The sequence below is a fragment of the Streptomyces sp. NPDC057900 genome (assembly GCF_042887885.1).
Lineage (GTDB): Bacteria > Actinomycetota > Actinomycetes > Streptomycetales > Streptomycetaceae > Streptomyces.
The window spans coordinates 169,015-187,956 of the sequence record NZ_JBHVOI010000012.1; the positions used below are offsets into that span (position 1 = coordinate 169,015).

The following is an 18,942-nucleotide window of genomic DNA, read 5'->3' on the forward strand; positions in this document are numbered from 1 at the left end:
CAGATGTCGGGGGGTTCGGTTGCCGGCGTACTAGCCGACCGAACCCTCCATCTGCAGCTCGATCAGCCGGTTGAGCTCAAGGGCGTACTCCATCGGGAGCTCCTTCGCGATCGGCTCCACGAAGCCGCGCACGATCATCGCCATCGCCTCGAACTCGGTCATGCCGCGGCTCATCAGGTAGAAGAGCTGGTCCTCGGAGACCTTGGAGACGGTCGCCTCGTGCCCCATCGACACGTCGTCCTCGCGGACGTCGACGTAGGGGTAGGTGTCGGAGCGCGAGATCGTGTCGACCAGCAGCGCGTCGCAGAGGACGTTGGACTTCGCGCCCGGCGCGCCCTCGCCGATCTCGATGAGACCTCGGTAGGAGGTGCGGCCGCCGCCTCGTGCCACCGACTTGGAGACGATGTTGGACGAGGTGTTCGGGGCCATGTGGACCATCTTGGCGCCGGCGTCCTGGTGCTGGCCCTCGCCCGCGAAGGCGATGGACAGGGTCTCGCCCTTGGCGTGCTCGCCCATCAGGTAGATGGCCGGGTACTTCATGGTGACCTTGGAGCCGATGTTGCCGTCGACCCACTCCATGGTCGCGCCCTCGTAGGCGACGGCGCGCTTGGTCACCAGGTTGTAGACGTTGTTCGACCAGTTCTGGATCGTCGTGTAGCGGCAGCGGCCGCCCTTCTTCACGATGATCTCGACGACCGCGGAGTGCAGCGAGTCGGAGGAGTAGATCGGCGCGGTGCAGCCCTCGACGTAGTGGACGTAGGCGTCCTCGTCGACGATGATCAGCGTCCGCTCGAACTGGCCCATGTTCTCCGTGTTGATACGGAAGTAGGCCTGGAGCGGGATCTCGACGTGCACGCCCTTCGGCACGTAGATGAACGAGCCGCCGGACCACACGGCCGAGTTCAGCGAGGCGAACTTGTTGTCACCGACGGGGATGACGGTGCCGAAGTACTCCTTGAAGAGCTCCGGGTGCTCCTTCAGCGCGGTGTCGGTGTCCATGAAGATGACACCCTGCGCCTCCAGCTCCTCGTTGATCTGGTGGTAGACGACCTCGGACTCGTACTGAGCGGCGACACCGGCGACCAGGCGCTGCTTCTCCGCCTCCGGGATGCCGAGCTTGTCGTACGTGTTCTTGATGTCCTCGGGCAGGTCCTCCCAGGACTCCGCCTGCTTCTCCGTGGAACGCACGAAGTACTTGATGTTGTCGAAGTCGATGCCCGACAGGTCGGAGCCCCAGTTCGGCATGGGCTTCTTGCCGAAGAGCTTGAGGCCCTTGAGCCGCAGCTTCAGCATCCACTCGGGCTCGTTCTTCTTCTCCGAGATGTCACGGACGACAGCCTCGGAGAGGCCGCGCTTGGCCGCCGCGCCTGCCGCGTCGGAGTCGGCCCAGCCGAATTCGTACGTGCCCAGGCCATCGAGCTCAGGGTGGGCAGTCTCCGTAGGGAGCGTCATGCGGGGTTCCTCCCGGACTTGCTGGTGGATGCTGAATCAGAATCAGTGGTTTGCGTGGTGGGGTGACCGCTGCGCGGGATGTAGGTCGTACACACCCCGTCGCCGTGAGCGATCGTGGCGAGACGCTGCACATGGGTCCCCAGGAGGCTGGAGAAGATCTCCGTCTCCGCCTCGCACAGCTGCGGGTACTGCTCGGCGACGTGTGCGACCGGGCAGTGGTGCTGGCACAACTGCTCACCCTGCTGCGGGTCCGGCGCGCTGCGCGCCGTAGCAGCGTACCCGTCGGCGGACAAGGCCTTGGCCAGCGCATCCGTACGGGTGCCGGGCTCCGCGGCCTCGATCGCCGCGCGGTAGGCCGCGGACTGGCCGGCCACCCTGGCACGGGCGAACGCCATGACCGCCTCCTCGCCCGCGCTCTCGGCGATCCAGCGCAGGGCGTCCGCGGCGAGCTGGTCGTAGGACTGGTCGAAGGCGTCCCGGCCGCAGTCGGTCAGGGCGAACACCTTGGCCGGGCGGCCACGGGTCCGTGTGCCGTACACCCGCTGCTCGCGGGCCTCGACGACATCGTCGGAGACGAGGGCGTCGAGCTGGCGGCGGACGGCGGCCTGGGTGAGCCCCAGGCGCTTCGCGAGATCGGCGGCGGTGGACGGGCCGTGGTCCAAGACGGAGCGCGCGATCCGGTTGCGCGTCGAGCGCTCACCGGTCGCGAGTTCCTCCTGCGGAGCCTCGCCAACGTATTTCACAACGCCATTGTTGCGTAATTCATCCGGCCCTGACAACCACGGTCCGAAACGATCTACCGTGGAATCGATCACTTAGGGTTACCTAATCAAGCCCCGGGACAGGGGCCCCGACGGTGGCTGCCTAGACTTACCGCCCATGAAGAGCGAGTCCGCCCCAGCCCCGTCCGGCCCGGCCGTCCAGGTCCGTGGCCTGGTGAAGCGGTACGGCGCGAAGACCGCTGTGAACGGCCTCGACCTGTGCATGGCGGCCGGCGCGGTCACCGCGGTCCTCGGCCCCAACGGCGCCGGCAAGACCACCACGATCGAAACCTGCGAGGGATACCGCCGTCCGGACGAAGGCACGGTCCGGGTACTGGGTCTGGATCCCGTCACCGACGCGGCGCGCCTGCGCCCCCGGATCGGCGTGATGCTCCAGTCCGGCGGCGTCTACTCCGGCGCCCGCGCCGACGAGATGCTCCGCCACATGGCGAAACTCCACGCCCACCCGCTCGACGTGGACGCCCTCATCGAGCGGCTCGGGCTCGGCGGCTGCGGCCGCACCACCTACCGCCGGCTCTCCGGCGGCCAGCAGCAGCGGCTCGCCCTCGCGATGGCCGTCGTCGGCCGCCCCGAGCTGGTCTTCCTCGACGAGCCGACCGCGGGCCTCGACCCACAGGCCCGCCGCTCCACCTGGGAGCTCGTGAGGGAACTGCGCGCCGACGGCGTGTCCACCGTGCTCACCACCCACTTCATGGACGAGGCGGAGGAGCTCGCCGACGACGTCGCGATCATCGACGCGGGCCGGATCGTCGCCCAGGGCAGTCCGGAGACGCTCTGCCGGGGCGGCGCCGAGAACACCCTGCGCTTCACCGGCCGCCCCGGTCTCGACCTCGGCTCCCTGCTCAAGGCGCTGCCCGACGGCTGCGAGGCGGCCGAGCTCAGCACGGGCGCGTACCGCATCACCGGCGATGTCGACCCGCAGCTGCTGGCCACCGTCACCTCCTGGTGCGCGCAGAACGGCGTGATGCCCTCCGGCATCTCCGTCGAGCGCCACACCCTGGAGGACGTCTTCCTGGAACTGACCGGCAAGGAGCTGCGCGCATGAGCGCCGGTACGTACACCCCCCGGCCGGGCGCCGCCCCGCTGCCCCGGATGATCGCCGCGCAGACCGCGCTGGAGACCCGGATGCTGCTGCGCAACGGCGAGCAACTGCTGCTGACGGTGATCATCCCGACCCTGCTGCTCGTGCTGTTCAGCGCGGTCGACATCGTAGACACCGGCTCGGGCGAGTCGGTCGACTTCCTGACCCCCGGCATCCTCGCGCTCGCCGTGATGTCCACCGCGTTCACCGGCCAGGCCATCGCCACCGGTTTCGAGCGGCGGTACGGGGTGCTGAAGCGGCTCGGCGCGTCCCCGCTCCCCCGCTGGGCGCTGATGACCGCCAAGACGCTGGCCGTGCTGGTCACCGAGGTGCTCCAGGTGGTGCTGCTGACGGTGATCGCCTTCGCGCTGGGCTGGTCGCCGCACGGCAACCCGTTCGCCGTCCTGCTGCTGCTCGTGCTCGGCACCGCCGCGTTCTCCGGTCTCGGGCTGCTGATGGCCGGGACGCTGAAGGCGGAGGCGACCCTCGCCGCGGCCAACCTGGTCTTCCTGCTGCTGCTGGTCGGCGGCGGGGTCATCGTGCCGCTCGACAAATTCCCGGACGCGGTCCAGTCGGTGCTGGGGCTGCTGCCGATCGCGGCCCTGTCGGACGGGCTGCGCGACGTGCTCCAGCACGGTGCGGCGATGCCGTGGGGCGACCTCGGGATCCTGGCCGTCTGGGCGGTGCTGGGCCTGGGCGCGGCGGCCAGGTTCTTCCGCTGGGAGTGACCCCGGACACGCGGGAGGTCATGGTTCGTCCCCCTCGTGAAAGCTTGCACAAGCGGCCGCCTACGATGGTGCGCGTGCCCAAGCTGACCCGAGCCGAAGTCGCTCAAGCCGTACGGAACCCGCTTCAGTACATCGCCGACCGCTGGACGCCGTCCCCCCGGACAGTGCGCCGTGCCGCGATGTCCGCCGTCGTGATGGCCGTCGCCATCGTCGTCACCGGCGGTGCGGTGCGGCTGACCGGTTCCGGTCTCGGCTGCCCCACCTGGCCCAAGTGCACCGACGAGAGCCTCACCGCGACGAGCGCGATGGGCTTCCACGGTGCCATCGAGTTCGGCAACCGGATGCTGACGTACGTACTGTGCGCGGCGGTCGGCTGGGCGATCATCGCCGCCCGCTCCGCGAAGCCCCTGCGCCGCAGCGTCACGCGGCTGGGCTGGGCGCAGTTCTGGGTGGTCATGGGCAACGCCGTGCTCGGCGGCATCGTCGTGCTGGTCGGTCTCAACCCGTACACCGTCGCGGCCCACTTCCTGCTCTCCACCGCGCTCCTCACCCTCGCCCTGGTGACCTGGCAGCGGACCAGGGAGGGCGACACGGCGCCGCGTCCGCTGGTCGGCAAGGCGGTCACCCAGCTGACCTGGCTGCTGACTGTCGCGGCCGGGCTGCTGATCGCCGTCGGCACCGTCGTCACCGGGGCCGGCCGGCACGCCGGGGACTCCAGCGACGTCCACCGCATCCCGATCGACTGGAAGACGATCGCGCAGCTGCACGCCGATCTCGCCTGGGTCGTGGTGGCGCTGACCGTCGCGCTCTGGTTCGTCCTGAAGGCGGTCGACGCGCCCGTCGGACCACTGCACCGCGCCCGGGACCTGTTCCTGATCCTGATGGCGCAGGGCGTGATCGGGTACGTCCAGTACTTCACCGACACCCCGGAGATCCTGGTCGGGCTGCACATGTTCGGCTCGTGCCTGGTCTGGATCGGCGTGGTGCGCGTCCTGCTCTCGCAGCGCGAGCGGCCGGTGGACACCCCGCAGGTGCCGGGACCGGCGGCCGAGCGGCCGGAGCCCGCGACCGCCTGAGCCCCGCCGCCCGGAGCAGCACGAAACGGCGGGCGGCCGCTGCCCGTCGGCCGGGCGTCACACGTTATGCCCTGTCATTCGCCCGCGGCCCATTCCTCCTCCCCCGCGTCCAGCAGCGCGGCCAGCCGGGCCGGGTCCGGCAGCGGCCCGTGGTCCCCGGTGACCCGCAGCGCGGCGCCCGCGGTGAGGTGCCCGAGCCGCAGCGCCCGTACGGTGCCCTCGCCGCGCAGCAGCCCCGCGAGGAACCCGGCGGCGAACGCGTCGCCCGCGCCCACCGGTTCGACGACCGCGACCCTGGGCGCGGGCACGGTGTGCGCCCGGTCGCCCTCGAAGGCGGTGGCGGCCCGTCCGCCGTCCTTGACGACGAGGACGCGGGGCCCGGGCAGCAGTGCGCGCACGGCTGCCGCGTCGGCCAGTCCCTCGCCCCACAGGGCCTGCGCCTCGTCCAGGCCGACGAAGACGATGTCCGCCCGCCGGGCGAAGCCGAGCAGCACCTCCGGTGCCGAGCCGTCCGGCCACAGGGCGGGCCGGTGGTTGACGTCGAAGCTGACGGGGCACGGCCTTTCGTGCGCCGCGGGTTCCAGCAGCGCGGTGACCAGCGCGTGGCAGCTCGCCGAGAGCGCCGGGGTGATGCCGCTGAGGTGGACCAGTCCGGCGGTGCGTACCGCGTCGTCGGCCAGCACGTCCGGGGTCAGCGCGGAGGCCGCGGAGCCGCGGCGGTAGTAGTGGACCCGGGTGGACTCGGTGCCGGGGTCCTTGACCAGCAGCCCGGTCGGGCGGTGCGGGTCGGTGCGCACCCCGCTGACGTCGACCCCGGACGCGGCCACCTCGCTGAGGATCCGGCGGCCGAAGGGGTCGTCGCCCAGGGCGGAGACCCAGCGGGCGGGCACCCCGTGGTCCGCGAGGTACACGGCCACGTTGGACTCGGCGCCCGCGATCCGGACGCCGAGCCGCGCCGCGTCCTCCAGCGGGGCGACGGGGTCCGGGACCAGCGCGGCCATGGTCTCGCCGACGCAGGCCACCGGGGAGCGGGCGGGCCGTCCGGCCGGGGCGGCGGACGCGGCGGTCACGCGGGGCCCTCCTGCCGGTAGGCGGCGGTGGGCAGGCCGGGAACGTCGACCTGTACGGAGAACACCGCGCCGTCCAGCGGCCCCGGCGCGGCGAGCCCGGTCCTGGCGCTGGTGACGTACAGGGTGTCGCCGTCCAGGCAGAGCCCGGCGGGCTGAACGGCGGGGAGCCTGATCTGCCGGTCCGGGGCGCCGTCGGGGCGGAGGCGGTGGACGGTTCCGGTGCCCCAGACGGCGGTCCACAGGCCGCCCTCCGCGTCGACCGCCATACCGTCCGGGCTGCCCCCGTCGAACACGGCGAAGGTCTCCGGCGCACCGGGCAGCCCGCTGTCCGGGTCCACCGGGTAGCGGCGGATGACGCCCTTCGCGCTGTCCGCGAGGTACATCGCGGAGCCGTCCGCCGTGAACGCCGGGCCGTTGGGCACGGTCAGCCCGTCCAGCACCCGGTCCACGGTGCCGTCGTGGCCGACCCGGTAGAGGGAGCCGGCGCCCTCCACCGCGTCGTACGCCATGCTCCCCGCCCAGAACCGGCCGCTCGGATCGGCGGCGGCGTCGTTCATCCGGGTCGCGTGCGCCGCCCCCTCCTCCGGACGGGCCAGCCACTCGGCGGCGCCGTCCGGGGCGATCAGGCAGATGCCGGTGCCGGCGGCGGCGATCCAGTGCCCCGGACGTCCTTGGACGGGGGCGACGGCGCCCAGCGGTTCGTCGAGCCGGGCCAGCCGGGTCAGCGGTGCGGTGCGGTCCTCCGGGCCGGTCAGCAGCCGGCCGGTCAGGATGTCGACGAGGACGATGCGGCCGTCGACCGCCCGGATGCCCTCACCCAGCTCAAGCCGGTCGGCCCACTGGACGGCCGGTGTGCCGGCGCTCATCGTCCGGCGCCCGACGGGAGGCGTACCGCGTCCAGGAAGGCGCGGGTGCGCTCGCGCAGCGCGTCGGTGCTGCCGCCGTCGGCCGCGTCGCCGATCAGCGGGGAGCCGACGCCCACGGCGGTGGCGCCCCGGGCGAGGTAGTCGCGGGCCGCTTCGGCGTCCACGCCGCCGACCGGGACGAACGGCAGGCCGGGGAAGGGCCCGCGCAGCGCCTTCAGGTAGCCGGGGCCGCCGGCCTGCGCGGCCGGGAAGAGCTTGTAGGCGTCGGCGCCGAGCCGCTGGGCGGCCACGACATCGCTGGGGGTCATGACGCCTGCCAACACCGGCAGCCCGAGGCGCTTGGACTCGGTGACGCCCTCGCAGACGGCGGGGGTGACGACGAAGTCGGCTCCCGCGTCACGGACCGCCCGCGCGTCCTGGGCGGTCAGGACGGTGCCGGCGCCGAGCGGCGCGTCGGGGCCGAGGGCGGCGCGGGCCCGGCGGATGACGCCGAGCGCGCCCTGTCCGCTGAGGGAGACCTCGATGAGCGGGAGTCCCTCCTCCGCCAGGGCGATGACGGTCCTGAGCGCGGCGTCCGCGTCGGCGCCGCGCACGATGGCGACGATCCGGTGGGTGCGCAGTTCGGTCAGCAACTCCACGTGCGGGTTCACTTCCTATCGGTTCTGTTCGGTGGTCGTGGTGTGCGCCGTCACGGTGAGGCTCCAGCGGACCTCGCCGCGGGCCGGGACGACGGCGGCGTCGCCCTCCCCCGCGGCGGCCAGGCCGAAGACTCGGCCGAGCATCGGTTCGACGCCGACCGAGCGGTACGGGTCCTGCTCGGGGAATCCGCCGAGGTTGCGCCAGAGCGCGACGGACACCGGCTGGCCCGCCGCCTCGACGGCCAGCCGCAGTACGGCCGTACCGTCGTGGACGGACACCTGTCCGGTGCCGACGACCGCGCCGGTGGCCGTCCCGTCGTCCGGACCGATCAGGTCCAGGCCCGAGGGCCAGGCGCAGCTGGTGTACCCGTCGCCGCCGTCCGGGTAGCGGCGGACCGGGGTGCCGTCCGCGATCCCGATGCGGGCGCCCGGCGCCAGGTCGAGCAGGGCGTGGGCGGCCCACAGGAAACGGTAACCGGGCTCCGCGGTGAGCCGGTACTCGGCCACCGCCCGGTCCCCGTCGGCGCGGATCAGCCGGCTGATCCGGAAGTCGGGGCAGTCGGCGGACTCGGTGCCGTCGGCCGCGCGCTGCCAGGGCCGGGCCCAGGCGTCGCCGTGGTCGGGGGTGCCGCGTACCGTCGGCACGCACTCCTCAAGACCGCCCGCGTCGGCGAAGGCGTCGCCGGGACGGACTCCGGGGCGGCGCGGCTCGGGCCGGTGCCAGAGCCATTCGCGCCCGGCCGCCCACAGGGACGTCCAGCGGCCGCCGTGCGCCGGGTCCGTCTCGATCCGCACCGGGGCCGGGGCGCTCACCACTCCGCGAACGATCCGTCGTCGTGCCGCCAGACCGGGTTGCGCCAGGCATGGCCGGAACGGTCGGCCGCCCGGACGGCGTTCTCGTCGACGGTGATGCCGAGCCCCGGCAGGGCGGTGCGCCGGGCGTGTCCCGCCTCGAAGCGGAACGGCTCGGTGTCCACGACGTAACTCAGCAGGTCGGCGTCCTTGTTGTAGTGGATGCCCCGGCTCTGCTCCTGGATGAGGAAGTTCGGGGTGGCGAAGGCGATCTGCAGGCTGGCCGCCAGCGCGATGGGGCCGAGCGGGCAGTGCGGGGCGAGCTGCACGCCGAAGGTCTCGGCGAGGGAGCCGATGCGGTGGACCTCCGAGATGCCCCCGGCGTGCGAGAGGTCCGGCTGGGCGACCGCGATCCCGGCCGTCAGCGCGGGCAGGAAGTCGGCCCGCCCGTAGAGCCGTTCGCCGGTGGCGATGGGGACGCAGGTGGCGGCGGTGAGGGCGGGCAGCAGATGCCCCTGCTCGGGCAGGAGGGGTTCCTCCACGAACAGCGGGTGCAGCGGTTCGATGGCGTGCAGCACCCGGCGGGCGCCGGCCGGTCCGAAGCGGCCGTGCATGTCGACGGCGACGTCACGGCCGGGGCCGAGCACATCGCGGACGGCGGCGACCCGTTCCACCACGCCGGCGGTCTCCGCGGGGCTGGCCAGCGGTGAGGTGCGGCCGGCCGCGTTCATCTTGACGGCGGTGAAGCCGGCCTCGACCTGGGCGGTGACCTCCTCGGCGAGGCGGGCGGGTTCGTCGCCGCCGACCCAGGCGTAGACCCGGACCCGGTCGCGGACGGGGCCGCCGAGCAGGGCGTGGACGGGGGCGCCGTATGTCTTGCCCGCGATGTCCCACAGGGCCTGGTCGATTCCGGCGACGGCGCTGGAGAGCACCGGGCCGCCCCGGTAGAAGCCGCCCTTGCTGAGCACCTGCCAGTGGTCCTGGACGCGCAGCGGGTCCTGGCCGATGAGGTATTCGGCCAGGACGTCGACGGCGGACCTGACGACCTCCGCGCGGCCCTCTACGACCGGTTCGCCCCAGCCGACGACGCCCTCGTCGGTCTCGATCCGGCAGAAGAGCCAGCGCGGCGGGACGAGGAAGGTCTCGATACGGGTGATCTTCACGGGTTCACGTTCCCCTCGCCGGTGCCGGACGTGTCCTCGGTGTCCGGGACGGTGCCGTGCACCCGGTCGAGGTCGCGGACGGCCTGGTCGAGCAGGGCGCGCATGGCGTGCTCGGCTGCGGCCGGGTCCCGGTCGCGGACGGCGTCCAGGACGGCCCGGTGGCTCGGGACCGGGTCCTCGCCGGCCTGCGAGCTGTGCACGATCTCGTCCCGGTGGGCGAGGCCGGACTCGATGACCATCTCCAGGCGTTCCAGCAGTTCGTTGTGGGTGGCCGCGAGGAGGGCGCGGTGGAAGGCGAGGTCCGCCTCGACCGCGTGGGCGGGGCCGCCCTCCTGCTCGCCCATCGCGGTGATCGCGGCTTCCAGGGTGGCCAGGTCCGCTTCTGTGCGGCGCTCCGCGGCCAGCCGGACGGCGGCCGGTTCGATGATGCCTCGGACCTCTCCGAGGTTGCGCAGGAGTGCCAGGTCGGCGCCCGATTCGGTGCCGTCGGCGAACTGCCAGCGCAGTACGTCGGCGTCGAGCAGATTCCAGTCCGCGCGGGCTCTGACGAAGGTGCCGCGCTTCTGGCGGGCGTCGACGATCCCCTTGGCCGCGAGGACCTTGAGGGATTCGCGCAGGGCGGTCAGGCTGACGTCAAGCTCGCCCTGGAGCGCCACGAGGTCGAGTGTCGCCCCTTCGGGGATCTCGCCGCTCAGGACCCGGCGCGCGAGAGTCTCCACGGTCTGGCCGTGCACTCCGCGGCGCGCGTATGGCGTCATGTCTGTGTGCCTTTCTGCTGTGCTCTGCTGTGCGAAAGGGTGGGGCCGGGCAATGGTCAGGCCGAGGCCTTGACGACGGACCAGCCGCCGTCCACGAGCAGGCTCGATCCGGTGATGTAGGACGCTTCGTCGGCGGCGAGGAACGCGATGGCGGCGGCCGCCTCCGCCGGGGTGCCGAACCGGCCCGCCGCGGTCTCCGCGACGCTCTTGCGGCGGTCCTCCTCCCCCACCCGGTCCCACGCCCCGGTGAGGATGGGGCCGGGCAGTACGGCGTTGACCCGCACCTCGGGCCCGTACTCCACCGCGAGCTGTCCGCACAGCGACAGGAGCGCGCCCTTGGACGCGGCGTAGGCGGGGTGTCCGGGGATGCCCTTGTGGGCGTGGACCGAGGAGGTCAGCACGACGGCGCCGCGCCGGGCGCGCAGGTCGGGCAGGACCGCCCGGAAGCCGAGAAAGGCTCCGGTGAGGTTGACCGACAGCTGGCGCTCCCAGGAGGCGACGGTCATCTCGTGGGCGGGGGTGACGTCGACCGTGTAGGCGTTGCTCACCAGGACGCCGACGGGTCCGAAGGTGTGCGCGGCGTCCACGGCCCGCTGCCAGTCGCCCTCGTCCGAGACGTCCGTGCGCACGAAACGGGCCCGGCCGCCCGCGGCGCGGATGGATTCGGCGACGCGCTCGCCGGGGCCCTCCGCGATGTCCGCGAGGATCACCGCGGCGCCCTCCGCGGCCAGCCTCTCCGCGGTGGCCGCGCCGATGCCGGAGGCGGCTCCGGTGACCACGGCCACCTTGTCTGCGAAGCGGGGGTTTCCGTTCATGGTGCGGGTCGACTCCTCGGGTTCAGCGGTGCTGTCGTGACTCTAGTGACGGTGGCTCTGGCTGGGCGGTTTACTGCCTGACGAGTACGACGAGTTCCGCGTCGTACCGCGTGGTCCAGGCGAACGGCAGTCCGTAGTGCAGCAGATGGGCTCCGCTGTACTCGGCCGCGCTGCGCCGGTCCGTGTAGCGGGCGGCCGGATCCAGGCCGCGCAGCCGGAGCCGGGCGGGGCGTCCAGGGACGAGCGGCGCGCCGTCGAGGCGGCCGGTGTTCCAGGCGGTGACGGCGATGCGGGCGCCGCCCTCCTCCGCGTACTGGACGCCGCAGGTGGCGTCGGCCGGGGAGCCCAGCAGCCGGACCTCGCCGTGGTGCAGGAGGTCGCGGATCTCCTTGTAGCGGCTCACCCAGCCGGCCGCCTCCGTCCGCTGCGCGGCGGACCAGGTGCGGATGTCGGCGCCGATGCCCAGCACCCCGGACATCGCCAGGACGAAGCGGAAGCCGAGCGAGCGGGGGCGCGGGTCGAAGACGCCGGGCGCGTCGGTGACCCAGGAGCTCATGGTGTGCGGGGCGTGCGCGTGCAGGTAGCCGTACTGGATGGCCAGGCGGTCCAGGGGCGCGGTGTTGTCGCTGGGCCACATCACGTCGGTGCGGGCGAGGGTGGCGTGTTCGACGCGGCCGCCGCCCCCGGCGCAGCCCTCGACGGTGACGTGCGGGTGGTGCGCGCGCAGGTGGTCCAGGACCCGCAGGTACCCGGCGACGTGCTCGGCGTCCAGGTCCTGTTCACCGGCCGGTGCGCCACCGGGGCGGCCGCGTTCGGTGGGCGGGCGGTTCATGTCCCACTTGAGGTAGCTGATGGCGTGGTCGCCGAGCAGCCGGTCCAGGGTGGCGATGACGAAGTCCTGGACGTCCTCGCGGCCGAGGTCGAGGAGGAGTTGTTCGCGCACCAGGGTGGCGGGGCGGCCGTCGATCCGGTAGACCCACTCGGGGTGTTCGGCGTACAGCCGGGACGCCGGGCTGACCGCCTCCGGTTCGACCCAGAGGCCGAAGTCCATGCCGGTGGCGCGGATCTCGCCGATGAAGGCGTCGAAGCCGTCGGGGAAGTTCGCCGGGTCGGGGTGCCAGTCGCCGAGGCCGCCGGTCTCGCCGTGCCGTCCGGTGAACCAGCCGTCGTCGACGACGAAGAGTTCGGCGCCCATGCCGGCGGCGATCCGGGCGAGTTCGAGCTGGGCGGACGCCTCGACGTCGAAGCCGGTCGCCTCCCAGGAGTTGTAGAGGACCTTGCGGGTGCGGTCCATCCGGTCGCCGCTCAGCCGGCGCTCGTAGCGGTGCCAGACGCGGGCCAGGCCGTCCAGTCCCTCGGGGCTGAAGGCGCAGGCCAGCCGGGGGGTGGTGAGGGTGGCCCCGGGGGCGAGCCGGACGGCGCCCTCGTGGGGCACCCGGCCGGCCGCGATCCGTACCGCGCCGCCGGGTTCCGCGTCGGCGCTCAGGTGCCAGTTGCCGGACCACTCCAGGGCGACGCCGTACGTCGGGGTGTCGTGCCCGTCCGGCAGTGCGGCGTCCTGGACGGCGAGCCAGGGTGCGTAGGCGTGGCCCGCGACGCCCTGGGTGGAGGCCATCTCGTAGCGACCCCGGGCGAGTTCGTGCTGGGTGCGGGTGAACTCCTGGGACCACTGGCCGGTGAGGGAGGTGAGCCGGGCGCCGCCCGTGACGGGGACGTTGACGGCCGCCGAGTCGAGGCGCTCCAGGCGCAGTTCGTCCTCACCCGTGCAGGTCAGCTCGGTCCAGCGCAGGATCACGTCGGTGCCGGGCACGGTCTCGTAGCACAGGACGGCGCGCAGCCCCTGGAGCTCGTCGGTGAAGGCGAGGCGCAGCGCCCGGTCGCCGTCGGCGGTGGCGGAGTCGAAGGTCCACCAGGTGCCCCGGTCCTGGCCGGCGCGCCGGACGACGAGTTCCGCGCCGGTGAAGGGGCGCATCCCGTACGGGAGGTATTCGGCGGGGGCGGCGTCGGCGGGGGTGAGGAAGTGGGTGCGCAGCGGTCGCTCGAAGGGCGATTCGCCGGTCTCGACACCGTGCGGGCCCCAGGCGGTGAGTTCGGCCCAGCGGCCGTCGCCGGCGATCCGGACCGCGTAGGTGGTGTGTTCGGTGCGCAGCAGCCAACGGTCCTGCGGGGCCCTGTTGTCCGGGGCCCGGTCGTGCGGGGTCACTTCACTGCTCCCAGGTTGAGGCCGGCCACGAAGTGGCGCTGGAACTTGAGGAAGACGATGACGGTCGGGGCCGCCGCGATGACGGAGCCGGCCGCGATGACGTTCCACATGGAGACGTACTGGCCCTGGAGTCCGATGAGGGACGCGGTGATGGGCATCTGGGTGTCGGTGCGCAGCACGGTGATGGCCCACAGCAGATCGTTGAAGATCCAGGTGAAGGACAGGGCGCTGAGCGCGGCCATGGCGGGCTTGGCGAGCGGCAGGATGATCCGGGTGTAGATCTGCCAGGGTCCGGCGCCGTCGATGACCGCGGCCTGCTGGATCTCCGGCGGGATGGACCGCATGAAGCCGTGCAGGACGAAGACGTAGAAGCCGATGCCGAAGCCGACCTGGACGCCGATGAGCGCGTACAGCGAGTCGTACAGGCCCAGCATCTCGCTGAGTTTGGAGACCGGGACCAGCAGGATCTGCGGGGGCAGCAGGTTGCCGCCGAGCATCAGCAGCAGGAGCGTGCGGCGCAGCGGTACGTCGTAGCGGCTGAGCGCGAACGCGGCCGTCGAGGCGAGGAGCAGCGAGAGCAGCACGGTCGGGATGGTGACCAGGAGGCTGTTGATCAGCGCGCGCTGCTGGCCGCCGTCGACCCAGGCCTGGCGGAATCCGTCCAGGGTGAAGGAGTGCGGCAGGCTGCCGACCCCGTGGGCGGCGACGTCGTCGAAGGACCGGACGCTGGTGACCAGGACCAGGGCGACGGGCAGCAGCCAGAGTACGGAGAGGAGTCCGGCACTGGCGTGGAAGCCTGCGGTGCCCAGCTTCCGCCGCCGCCCGGTGCGGGGGCGCGGTGTGGGGGTGTGGGTGGCGGTCATGCGTCGGCCTCCCGGAAGGCGCGGACGAGGTAGGACGCGATCACGCCGAAGGCGAGTACGAAGATCACGACCGCGAGGGCGGAGCCGTAGCCGAGCCGCAGGGACTGGAAGGCGGTGGAGTACATGTAGGTGCTGAGGAGTTCGGAGGAGTGGTACGGGCCGCCTCTGGTGAGCGCCCAGACGACGTCGAAGGAGCGCAGCGAGTCGATGACGATGACCGAGATGACGACGGCGTTGACGCTGCTGAGCTGCGGCAGGGTGATGTGGCGGAACTGCTGCCAGCGGGTGGCGCCGTCGACCTTGGCGGCCTCGTAGAGCACCGGGTCGATGCCCTTGAGCCCGGCCAGGTACAGCACCATCACGTAGCCGATCTGGCGCCACAGGGCGGGCACGATCACGGCGTACAGGGCGGTGTCCTGGTCGGCGAGCCAGGCGTGGGTGAGTCCGGAGAGGCCGACCGCTTCGAGGGTCTTGTTGATCAGCCCGTCGGGCTGGTACATCGCCTGCCAGACGAGTGCGGTGGCGACGAGCGAGAACACCACGGGCAGGAAGAGCGCGGCCCGGTAGAAGCCGACGCCCCGGCGTTCCTGCTGGAGCAGCAGCGCCGCGCCGAGTCCGAGGGCGGCGGAGAGGCCGCCGAAGAGCAGCAGCCAGATGACGGTGTCCAGGGCGGCGGTGCGGAAGACGGCGTCGCCGAACATCTCGCGGAAGTTGCCCAGTCCGATGAACTCGGGGGCGGAGACCCCGTCCCATTTGGTGAAGGCGAGGTAGAAGCCCTGGAGGGCCGGCCAGAAGACCCAGAAGGCCTCGGCGAGCAGCGGCACCAGCACGAAGGCGAGGACGATGGGCGGGACCCGGGTCGCCCGCTTGCGGGCCGGGGGCCGGCCTTCGTTCCGCTTCCGGGTCTCCTTCCGGGGTGCGGTCAGTACCGCCATGTCACTGGCTCCAGATCTTCTGCGCGTCCCGCTGCCACGTGGTGAGGATCGAGCCGATCTCCTTGGGCTTGGACAGGAAGTGGGTGAGCGCGGTGTCGGCGGTGGGAGAGAGGGCGTCGCTGGAGTCGCGGTTGAAGAACTGCGTGATGTCCGCGGCGTTCTCGATGAGCTTGCGGCCCTTGATGACCAGCGGGGTTCCGCTGTCCTTGGCGTCGGGGTGGGTGGGCAGCGAGGTGCCGGAGGAGCCCTTGAGGTAGATCTCCTGGGCCTCGGCGGTGGCGAGATAGCGGAGCATCTCCTTGGTCTCGTCCTTGCGGCCGGTCCGGGCGCTGGCGAAGTAGCCGTCGGTCGGGGCCTCTTCGGCGAGCGGGACCTTCGGGTCGATGACGGGGAAACGGAAGAAGTCGATGTCGTCGAGCTGGTCCTTGGGCGCGGCGTCCGCGAAGAAGGTGCCGATGAGCATCATTCCGGTGCGGCCCTGGAGCAGCGCGGTGGTGGCGTCCTGGAAGGGCAGCGCGGTGGAGTTGGGGTCGAAGAAGGGCAGCGCCTCGCTCCACCGGTCGAAGACCTTGCGGACCTCGGGGTCGTCGAAGCGGTGCTTCCCGGCGAGCAGGTCGCGGTGGTACTTCGCGCCGTTGATCCGGATGTTGAGGTAGTCGAACCAGGAGGAGGCGACCCAGGGGGTGCCGCCGCCGGCGCCGAGGCCGATCGGGGCGACGCCCTTGCTCTTGAGCTTGTCGCACAGGTCGAGGAACTCGTCCCAGGTCTTGGGCTCCTTGACGCCCCACTTGGCGAAGTTGGACTTCCGGTAGAAGACGCCCCACCAGTAGTAGGTGGTGGGGACGAAGACCTTCTTGCCGGCCGAGTCGGTGCAGAGCTTCTTCAGCGCGTCGGAGTAGCCGGCGAGTTCGGGCCCGTCCCAGACGTCACTGACGTCGAGCAGCAGGTTCTTCTTGGCGTACGACTCCGCCACGGATCCGGGGTACCAGGTGTAGAGGTCCGGCGGGGTGGCAGAGGTGAGGTAGGTCGGCAGCTGGGTGCGGAAGGTCTCCGAGGCGACGGTGTTCAGCGAACCCTTCGCACCGCCGCGCTTGTTGAAGGCGTCGACGACCTCCTGCATGGCGGACTTGGCCTGGGGTGCGGAGAGGTTGGACTGGAGGGTGACCGCACCACCCGAGCTCCCCTTCCCGCCGCTGGACGACGAGGCGACGCAGCCGCTCGCCAACGCGGTGGCGCCGACGGCCGCGGCACCGGCGAGGAAGGTACGGCGGCTCTGTGCTGAGGTGTTCATGGGACTCCCTATGCGCCCACGGAACGGGGCCCGGCCCTCTGACGGCCGGGCCCTCGTTCGGCTGATACAGAGTGACGGTGCGAGTGATCCACCGTCAAGATTAATTACTAATTTATTTTTTGTTAGGCCTGCCGGATGACCCCCGCCACGCCGCGGAAGGCCGTCAGGAATCCGCCGCCGGGCCCTGCCACGACGGCGAGTTCACCGTCGAAGGAGCCGCTGGGGAAGCTCTTCTCCCGGGACCAGTCGCCCCAGCTCCCGGCCGCGAGCGTGCGCTGCCACAGGGTGTAGTCACCGGCGCGGACGTAGAGCCGCACCTGTCCCCCGGTGGCGACGAGCGTGGGGCTGCCGCTCACGGTGCCGCCCAGCGAGGACCAGTCCGACCAGCTCCCGGAGGCGTCCCGGACCCGCAGGCGCACGGAGTCGTCGGCGGCGCGCACCGCGAGCTGGGTGCGCCCGGCCGCGTCGGTGACCGCGGCGGGCCGCCCGTACAGCCCGATGCCGTCCGGCCCCTGGAGGGTGCTCCAACCGGTCCGTTCGCCGCGCGTGTGGATCCGGCCGTCCGTGCCACGGGCGTAGAGGGTCCAGTGACCCGAACGGTCGTACGCGGCGGCAGGGCTGTCGGCGAGCGCGCCGCCCAGCTTCTGCCAGCGCCCCCAGCGGTCGCCGTCGTACGAGATCCGGTAGGCCGCGTCATCGGTGCCCCGGGCGAACACGTCGATCCGGCCGTGCCCGGCCGCGTAGGCGGCGGGCTCCCCGGCGATCCGGCCGTGCGTAGGCCCGCCGAGGTCCGTGACCCGCCCGCCCCAGTGGCCGTCGCGCCCGTCGCGCCGCCAGAGCGAGCCGTCGGCGCCACGGGTGAAGACGCTCAGCCGGTCGCCGTCGCGCACCAGCGCGGGGCTCGCGTCCGAGCGGGTGGACAGCGAGGTGCCCGGCGCCTCGTCCCGGCCACTGAGACCGAGGAAGGCGGTGCCGTGCGCCGGCACCTTCACGGTGTACGAACCGGAGTGCGTGCCCGCGCCCTTCCTGGCCCGCAGGTCCCGCACGGTGACCGGGCCCGACAGCCCGGCGTCGGCGAAGTCCACCGTGCGCTCGGCGGCCTGCTCGGAGCGGTTGAGGAGCACCACGGCCCGCTTGCCGGAGCCCTGGAGGACCTTGCTGTAGACGTCGCCGGTGGCGTCGGAGGCGACGCGCACGCCCTGGATCGCCAGGGGGTCCTGGTCGACCGCGAGGATCTCCGGGTTGCGCAGGGTGTCGATCATCCGCTTCGGCAGGGTGCGCGGGTCGGAGCCGATGACCAGCGGCGAGCCCATCTCGGCCCACAGCACCAGCTGACTGGTGGACTCCTCCTCGGTCAGCTCCAGCGAGCCGTCTTCGAGCTTGCGCATCGGGATGAGGTAGTCGGGGTCGTTGTAGCGCCCCGGCGCCTGCGCCTCGGGGTGCCCGGCGTTGGCGTCCGCGCTGCGCAGGATGTTGGGCCACTGGCCCGCGGTGGGGGTGCCCCAGGCGATGTCGGTGCCGGTGCGCCAGGAGTCGCCGGTCGTCGGGCCGTACACATAGGCGTTGTGGGCGTCCCGCGCCGGTGTGTGCGGCACCCCCCAGTCGTCGGTCAGCGGGTTGCAGAGGTTGAGCAGCATCCGCCGGCCGGACTTGGCCACGGCGTCGCTGAACTCCTTGAACGCGGGGCCCGGGTCGATCTTCTCGGTGATCCCGCAGAGGAAGTCGACCTTGATCGCGTCGACCTTCCAGCCGGCGAACTGCTCGGCGTCCTGCCGGTAGTGGCCGCGGCTGCCGAGGCCACAGGTCTTGCCGCCGTCGTAGGTCCCCGCGTCGGTGTAGATGCCGGCGCGCAGCCCGCGCTTGTGCAGGTAGTCCACCAGGGCGGGGATGCCGGAGGGGAACCGGTCCGGGTGCGCGACCAGCCGCCCCTGGGCGTCCCTCGGCGTGTCGGCCTGCCAGCCGCCGTCCAGCCAGACGATGTCGTAGCCGCTGCCCTTGAGGCCGCTGCCGACCAGATGGTCCGCGACGCTCTTGACCTGGTCCTCCGTCGGGGCGCCGAGCCCGTAGTAGGTGTTCCAGCCCATGTACGGGGTCGGCGCGAGGCCGCTGTCGTAGTACGGCGGAGCGCTCTCGGCGGGCCGTTGTCCGGCGTCCGCGGCCGGGGCCGACACGGCCACCAGGACGGCGGCGCCCAGCACGGCTGCGGCGCGCCGGGCAGGCGTCGTCCTTGCACCTTGCGAAATCAACTGATTCTCCCAGGAGTTGGGGATGTCAGGCGCCCTGCCTCCGGAGATCACGGGGCGGCGCCACGCACAGGACTGTGACGGCTCACCCAACCCCCCGTCAAGATTAATTACTAATTAAGTGAAACTCACTCGACATCGGGCGGACACAGAAACGGCGGAGGCCGGTCGGACAGGTGTCCGACC

The 18,942-nt window shown here is 72.2% G+C and carries 17 protein-coding genes; 3 read left to right on the top strand and 14 right to left on the bottom strand.

The genetic code is table 11. The annotated features are described in order from the left end of the window. Positions 1–30 precede the first annotated feature (30 nt). Together sufB and ACFVQ0_RS31420 are read right to left on the bottom strand one after the other, a co-directional pair. Complete coding sequence (gene sufB, locus ACFVQ0_RS31415; RefSeq protein ID WP_311306372.1) at positions 31–1,452, bottom strand: Fe-S cluster assembly protein SufB; 1,422 nt, start codon at positions 1,450–1,452, stop codon at positions 31–33. Further along, entirely contained in the window at positions 1,449–2,195 is a 747-nt protein-coding gene (locus tag ACFVQ0_RS31420; protein WP_390092587.1) for a helix-turn-helix transcriptional regulator, read from the bottom strand. Before ACFVQ0_RS31420 ends, sufB begins: the two co-directional genes overlap by 4 nt. 136 nt (positions 2,196–2,331) lie before the next feature. On the opposite strand from ACFVQ0_RS31420, the gene ACFVQ0_RS31425 reads away from it, so the two are divergent. From ACFVQ0_RS31425 to ACFVQ0_RS31435, 3 genes are all read left to right on the top strand, one after another. Then, positions 2,332–3,279, top strand: a complete 948-nt coding sequence (locus ACFVQ0_RS31425; RefSeq protein ID WP_390092588.1) for an ABC transporter ATP-binding protein — start codon at positions 2,332–2,334, stop codon at positions 3,277–3,279. Beyond that, positions 3,276–4,043, top strand: coding sequence for an ABC transporter permease (locus ACFVQ0_RS31430; RefSeq protein WP_390092589.1), 768 nt, complete (start codon positions 3,276–3,278; stop codon positions 4,041–4,043). The genes ACFVQ0_RS31425 and ACFVQ0_RS31430 overlap by 4 nt, the downstream gene beginning before the upstream one ends. Before the next feature lie 65 nt (positions 4,044–4,108). Beyond that, a complete protein-coding gene (locus tag ACFVQ0_RS31435) occupies positions 4,109–5,119 on the top strand; it encodes a heme A synthase (RefSeq protein ID WP_390092590.1) in 1,011 nt (336 codons plus the stop codon). A 74-nt stretch (positions 5,120–5,193) separates the two neighbouring features. Here ACFVQ0_RS31435 and ACFVQ0_RS31440 read toward each other — a convergent pair whose 3' ends face one another. From ACFVQ0_RS31440 to ACFVQ0_RS31495, 12 genes are all read right to left on the bottom strand, one after another. After that, positions 5,194–6,189, bottom strand: a complete 996-nt coding sequence (locus ACFVQ0_RS31440) for a sugar kinase (protein WP_390092591.1) — start codon at positions 6,187–6,189, stop codon at positions 5,194–5,196. Then, a complete protein-coding gene (locus tag ACFVQ0_RS31445) occupies positions 6,186–7,055 on the bottom strand; it encodes an SMP-30/gluconolactonase/LRE family protein (RefSeq protein WP_390092592.1) in 870 nt (289 codons plus the stop codon). The genes ACFVQ0_RS31440 and ACFVQ0_RS31445 overlap by 4 nt, the downstream gene beginning before the upstream one ends. Continuing rightward, entirely contained in the window at positions 7,052–7,693 is a 642-nt protein-coding gene (locus ACFVQ0_RS31450) for a bifunctional 4-hydroxy-2-oxoglutarate aldolase/2-dehydro-3-deoxy-phosphogluconate aldolase (protein WP_390092606.1), read from the bottom strand. Before ACFVQ0_RS31450 ends, ACFVQ0_RS31445 begins: the two co-directional genes overlap by 4 nt. A gap of 15 nt (positions 7,694–7,708) precedes the next feature. Further along, positions 7,709–8,506: a hypothetical protein gene (locus tag ACFVQ0_RS31455; protein WP_390092607.1), complete on the bottom strand. Its 798-nt coding sequence runs from the start codon at positions 8,504–8,506 to the stop codon at positions 7,709–7,711. Beyond that, positions 8,503–9,648 (bottom strand): galactonate dehydratase, encoded by a 1,146-nt coding sequence (dgoD, locus tag ACFVQ0_RS31460; protein WP_390092593.1) that lies wholly within the window; start codon positions 9,646–9,648, stop codon positions 8,503–8,505. The genes ACFVQ0_RS31455 and dgoD overlap by 4 nt, the downstream gene beginning before the upstream one ends. Next, positions 9,645–10,406 carry a FadR/GntR family transcriptional regulator gene (locus ACFVQ0_RS31465; protein WP_390092594.1) on the bottom strand — a complete coding sequence of 254 codons (762 nt, stop codon included), beginning with the start codon at positions 10,404–10,406 and terminating at the stop codon, positions 9,645–9,647. The genes dgoD and ACFVQ0_RS31465 overlap by 4 nt, the downstream gene beginning before the upstream one ends. 56 nt (positions 10,407–10,462) lie before the next feature. After that, positions 10,463–11,221 carry an SDR family NAD(P)-dependent oxidoreductase gene (locus tag ACFVQ0_RS31470; protein WP_390092595.1) on the bottom strand — a complete coding sequence of 253 codons (759 nt, stop codon included), beginning with the start codon at positions 11,219–11,221 and terminating at the stop codon, positions 10,463–10,465. Positions 11,222–11,291: 70 nt separating this feature from the next. Continuing rightward, positions 11,292–13,424, bottom strand: coding sequence for an alpha-galactosidase (locus tag ACFVQ0_RS31475; RefSeq protein WP_390092596.1), 2,133 nt, complete (start codon positions 13,422–13,424; stop codon positions 11,292–11,294). Then, complete coding sequence (locus ACFVQ0_RS31480; RefSeq protein WP_390092597.1) at positions 13,421–14,287, bottom strand: carbohydrate ABC transporter permease; 867 nt, start codon at positions 14,285–14,287, stop codon at positions 13,421–13,423. The genes ACFVQ0_RS31475 and ACFVQ0_RS31480 overlap by 4 nt, the downstream gene beginning before the upstream one ends. After that, complete coding sequence (locus ACFVQ0_RS31485; protein ID WP_390092598.1) at positions 14,284–15,222, bottom strand: carbohydrate ABC transporter permease; 939 nt, start codon at positions 15,220–15,222, stop codon at positions 14,284–14,286. Before ACFVQ0_RS31485 ends, ACFVQ0_RS31480 begins: the two co-directional genes overlap by 4 nt. 1 nt (position 15,223) lies before the next feature. After that, positions 15,224–16,513, bottom strand: a complete 1,290-nt coding sequence (locus tag ACFVQ0_RS31490) for an ABC transporter substrate-binding protein (RefSeq protein ID WP_390092599.1) — start codon at positions 16,511–16,513, stop codon at positions 15,224–15,226. Positions 16,514–16,635: 122 nt separating this feature from the next. Next, entirely contained in the window at positions 16,636–18,759 is a 2,124-nt protein-coding gene (locus ACFVQ0_RS31495) for a glycoside hydrolase family 27 protein (RefSeq protein ID WP_390092600.1), read from the bottom strand. Between the last annotated feature and the right edge of the window lie 183 nt (positions 18,760–18,942).

Coding starts and splice junctions, on each gene's coding strand:
- ACFVQ0_RS31435 (WP_390092590.1), top strand. CDS start 4,109: ATGGTGCGCGTGCCCAAGCTGACCCGAGCCGAAGTCGCTCAAGCCGTA.
- ACFVQ0_RS31470 (WP_390092595.1), bottom strand. CDS start 11,221: ATGAACGGAAACCCCCGCTTCGCAGACAAGGTGGCCGTGGTCACCGGA.
- sufB (WP_311306372.1), bottom strand. CDS start 1,452: ATGACGCTCCCTACGGAGACTGCCCACCCTGAGCTCGATGGCCTGGGC.
- ACFVQ0_RS31425 (WP_390092588.1), top strand. CDS start 2,332: ATGAAGAGCGAGTCCGCCCCAGCCCCGTCCGGCCCGGCCGTCCAGGTC.
- ACFVQ0_RS31490 (WP_390092599.1), bottom strand. CDS start 16,513: ATGAACACCTCAGCACAGAGCCGCCGTACCTTCCTCGCCGGTGCCGCG.
- ACFVQ0_RS31445 (WP_390092592.1), bottom strand. CDS start 7,055: ATGAGCGCCGGCACACCGGCCGTCCAGTGGGCCGACCGGCTTGAGCTG.
- ACFVQ0_RS31480 (WP_390092597.1), bottom strand. CDS start 14,287: ATGACCGCCACCCACACCCCCACACCGCGCCCCCGCACCGGGCGGCGG.
- ACFVQ0_RS31485 (WP_390092598.1), bottom strand. CDS start 15,222: ATGGCGGTACTGACCGCACCCCGGAAGGAGACCCGGAAGCGGAACGAA.
- ACFVQ0_RS31465 (WP_390092594.1), bottom strand. CDS start 10,406: ATGACGCCATACGCGCGCCGCGGAGTGCACGGCCAGACCGTGGAGACT.
- ACFVQ0_RS31430 (WP_390092589.1), top strand. CDS start 3,276: ATGAGCGCCGGTACGTACACCCCCCGGCCGGGCGCCGCCCCGCTGCCC.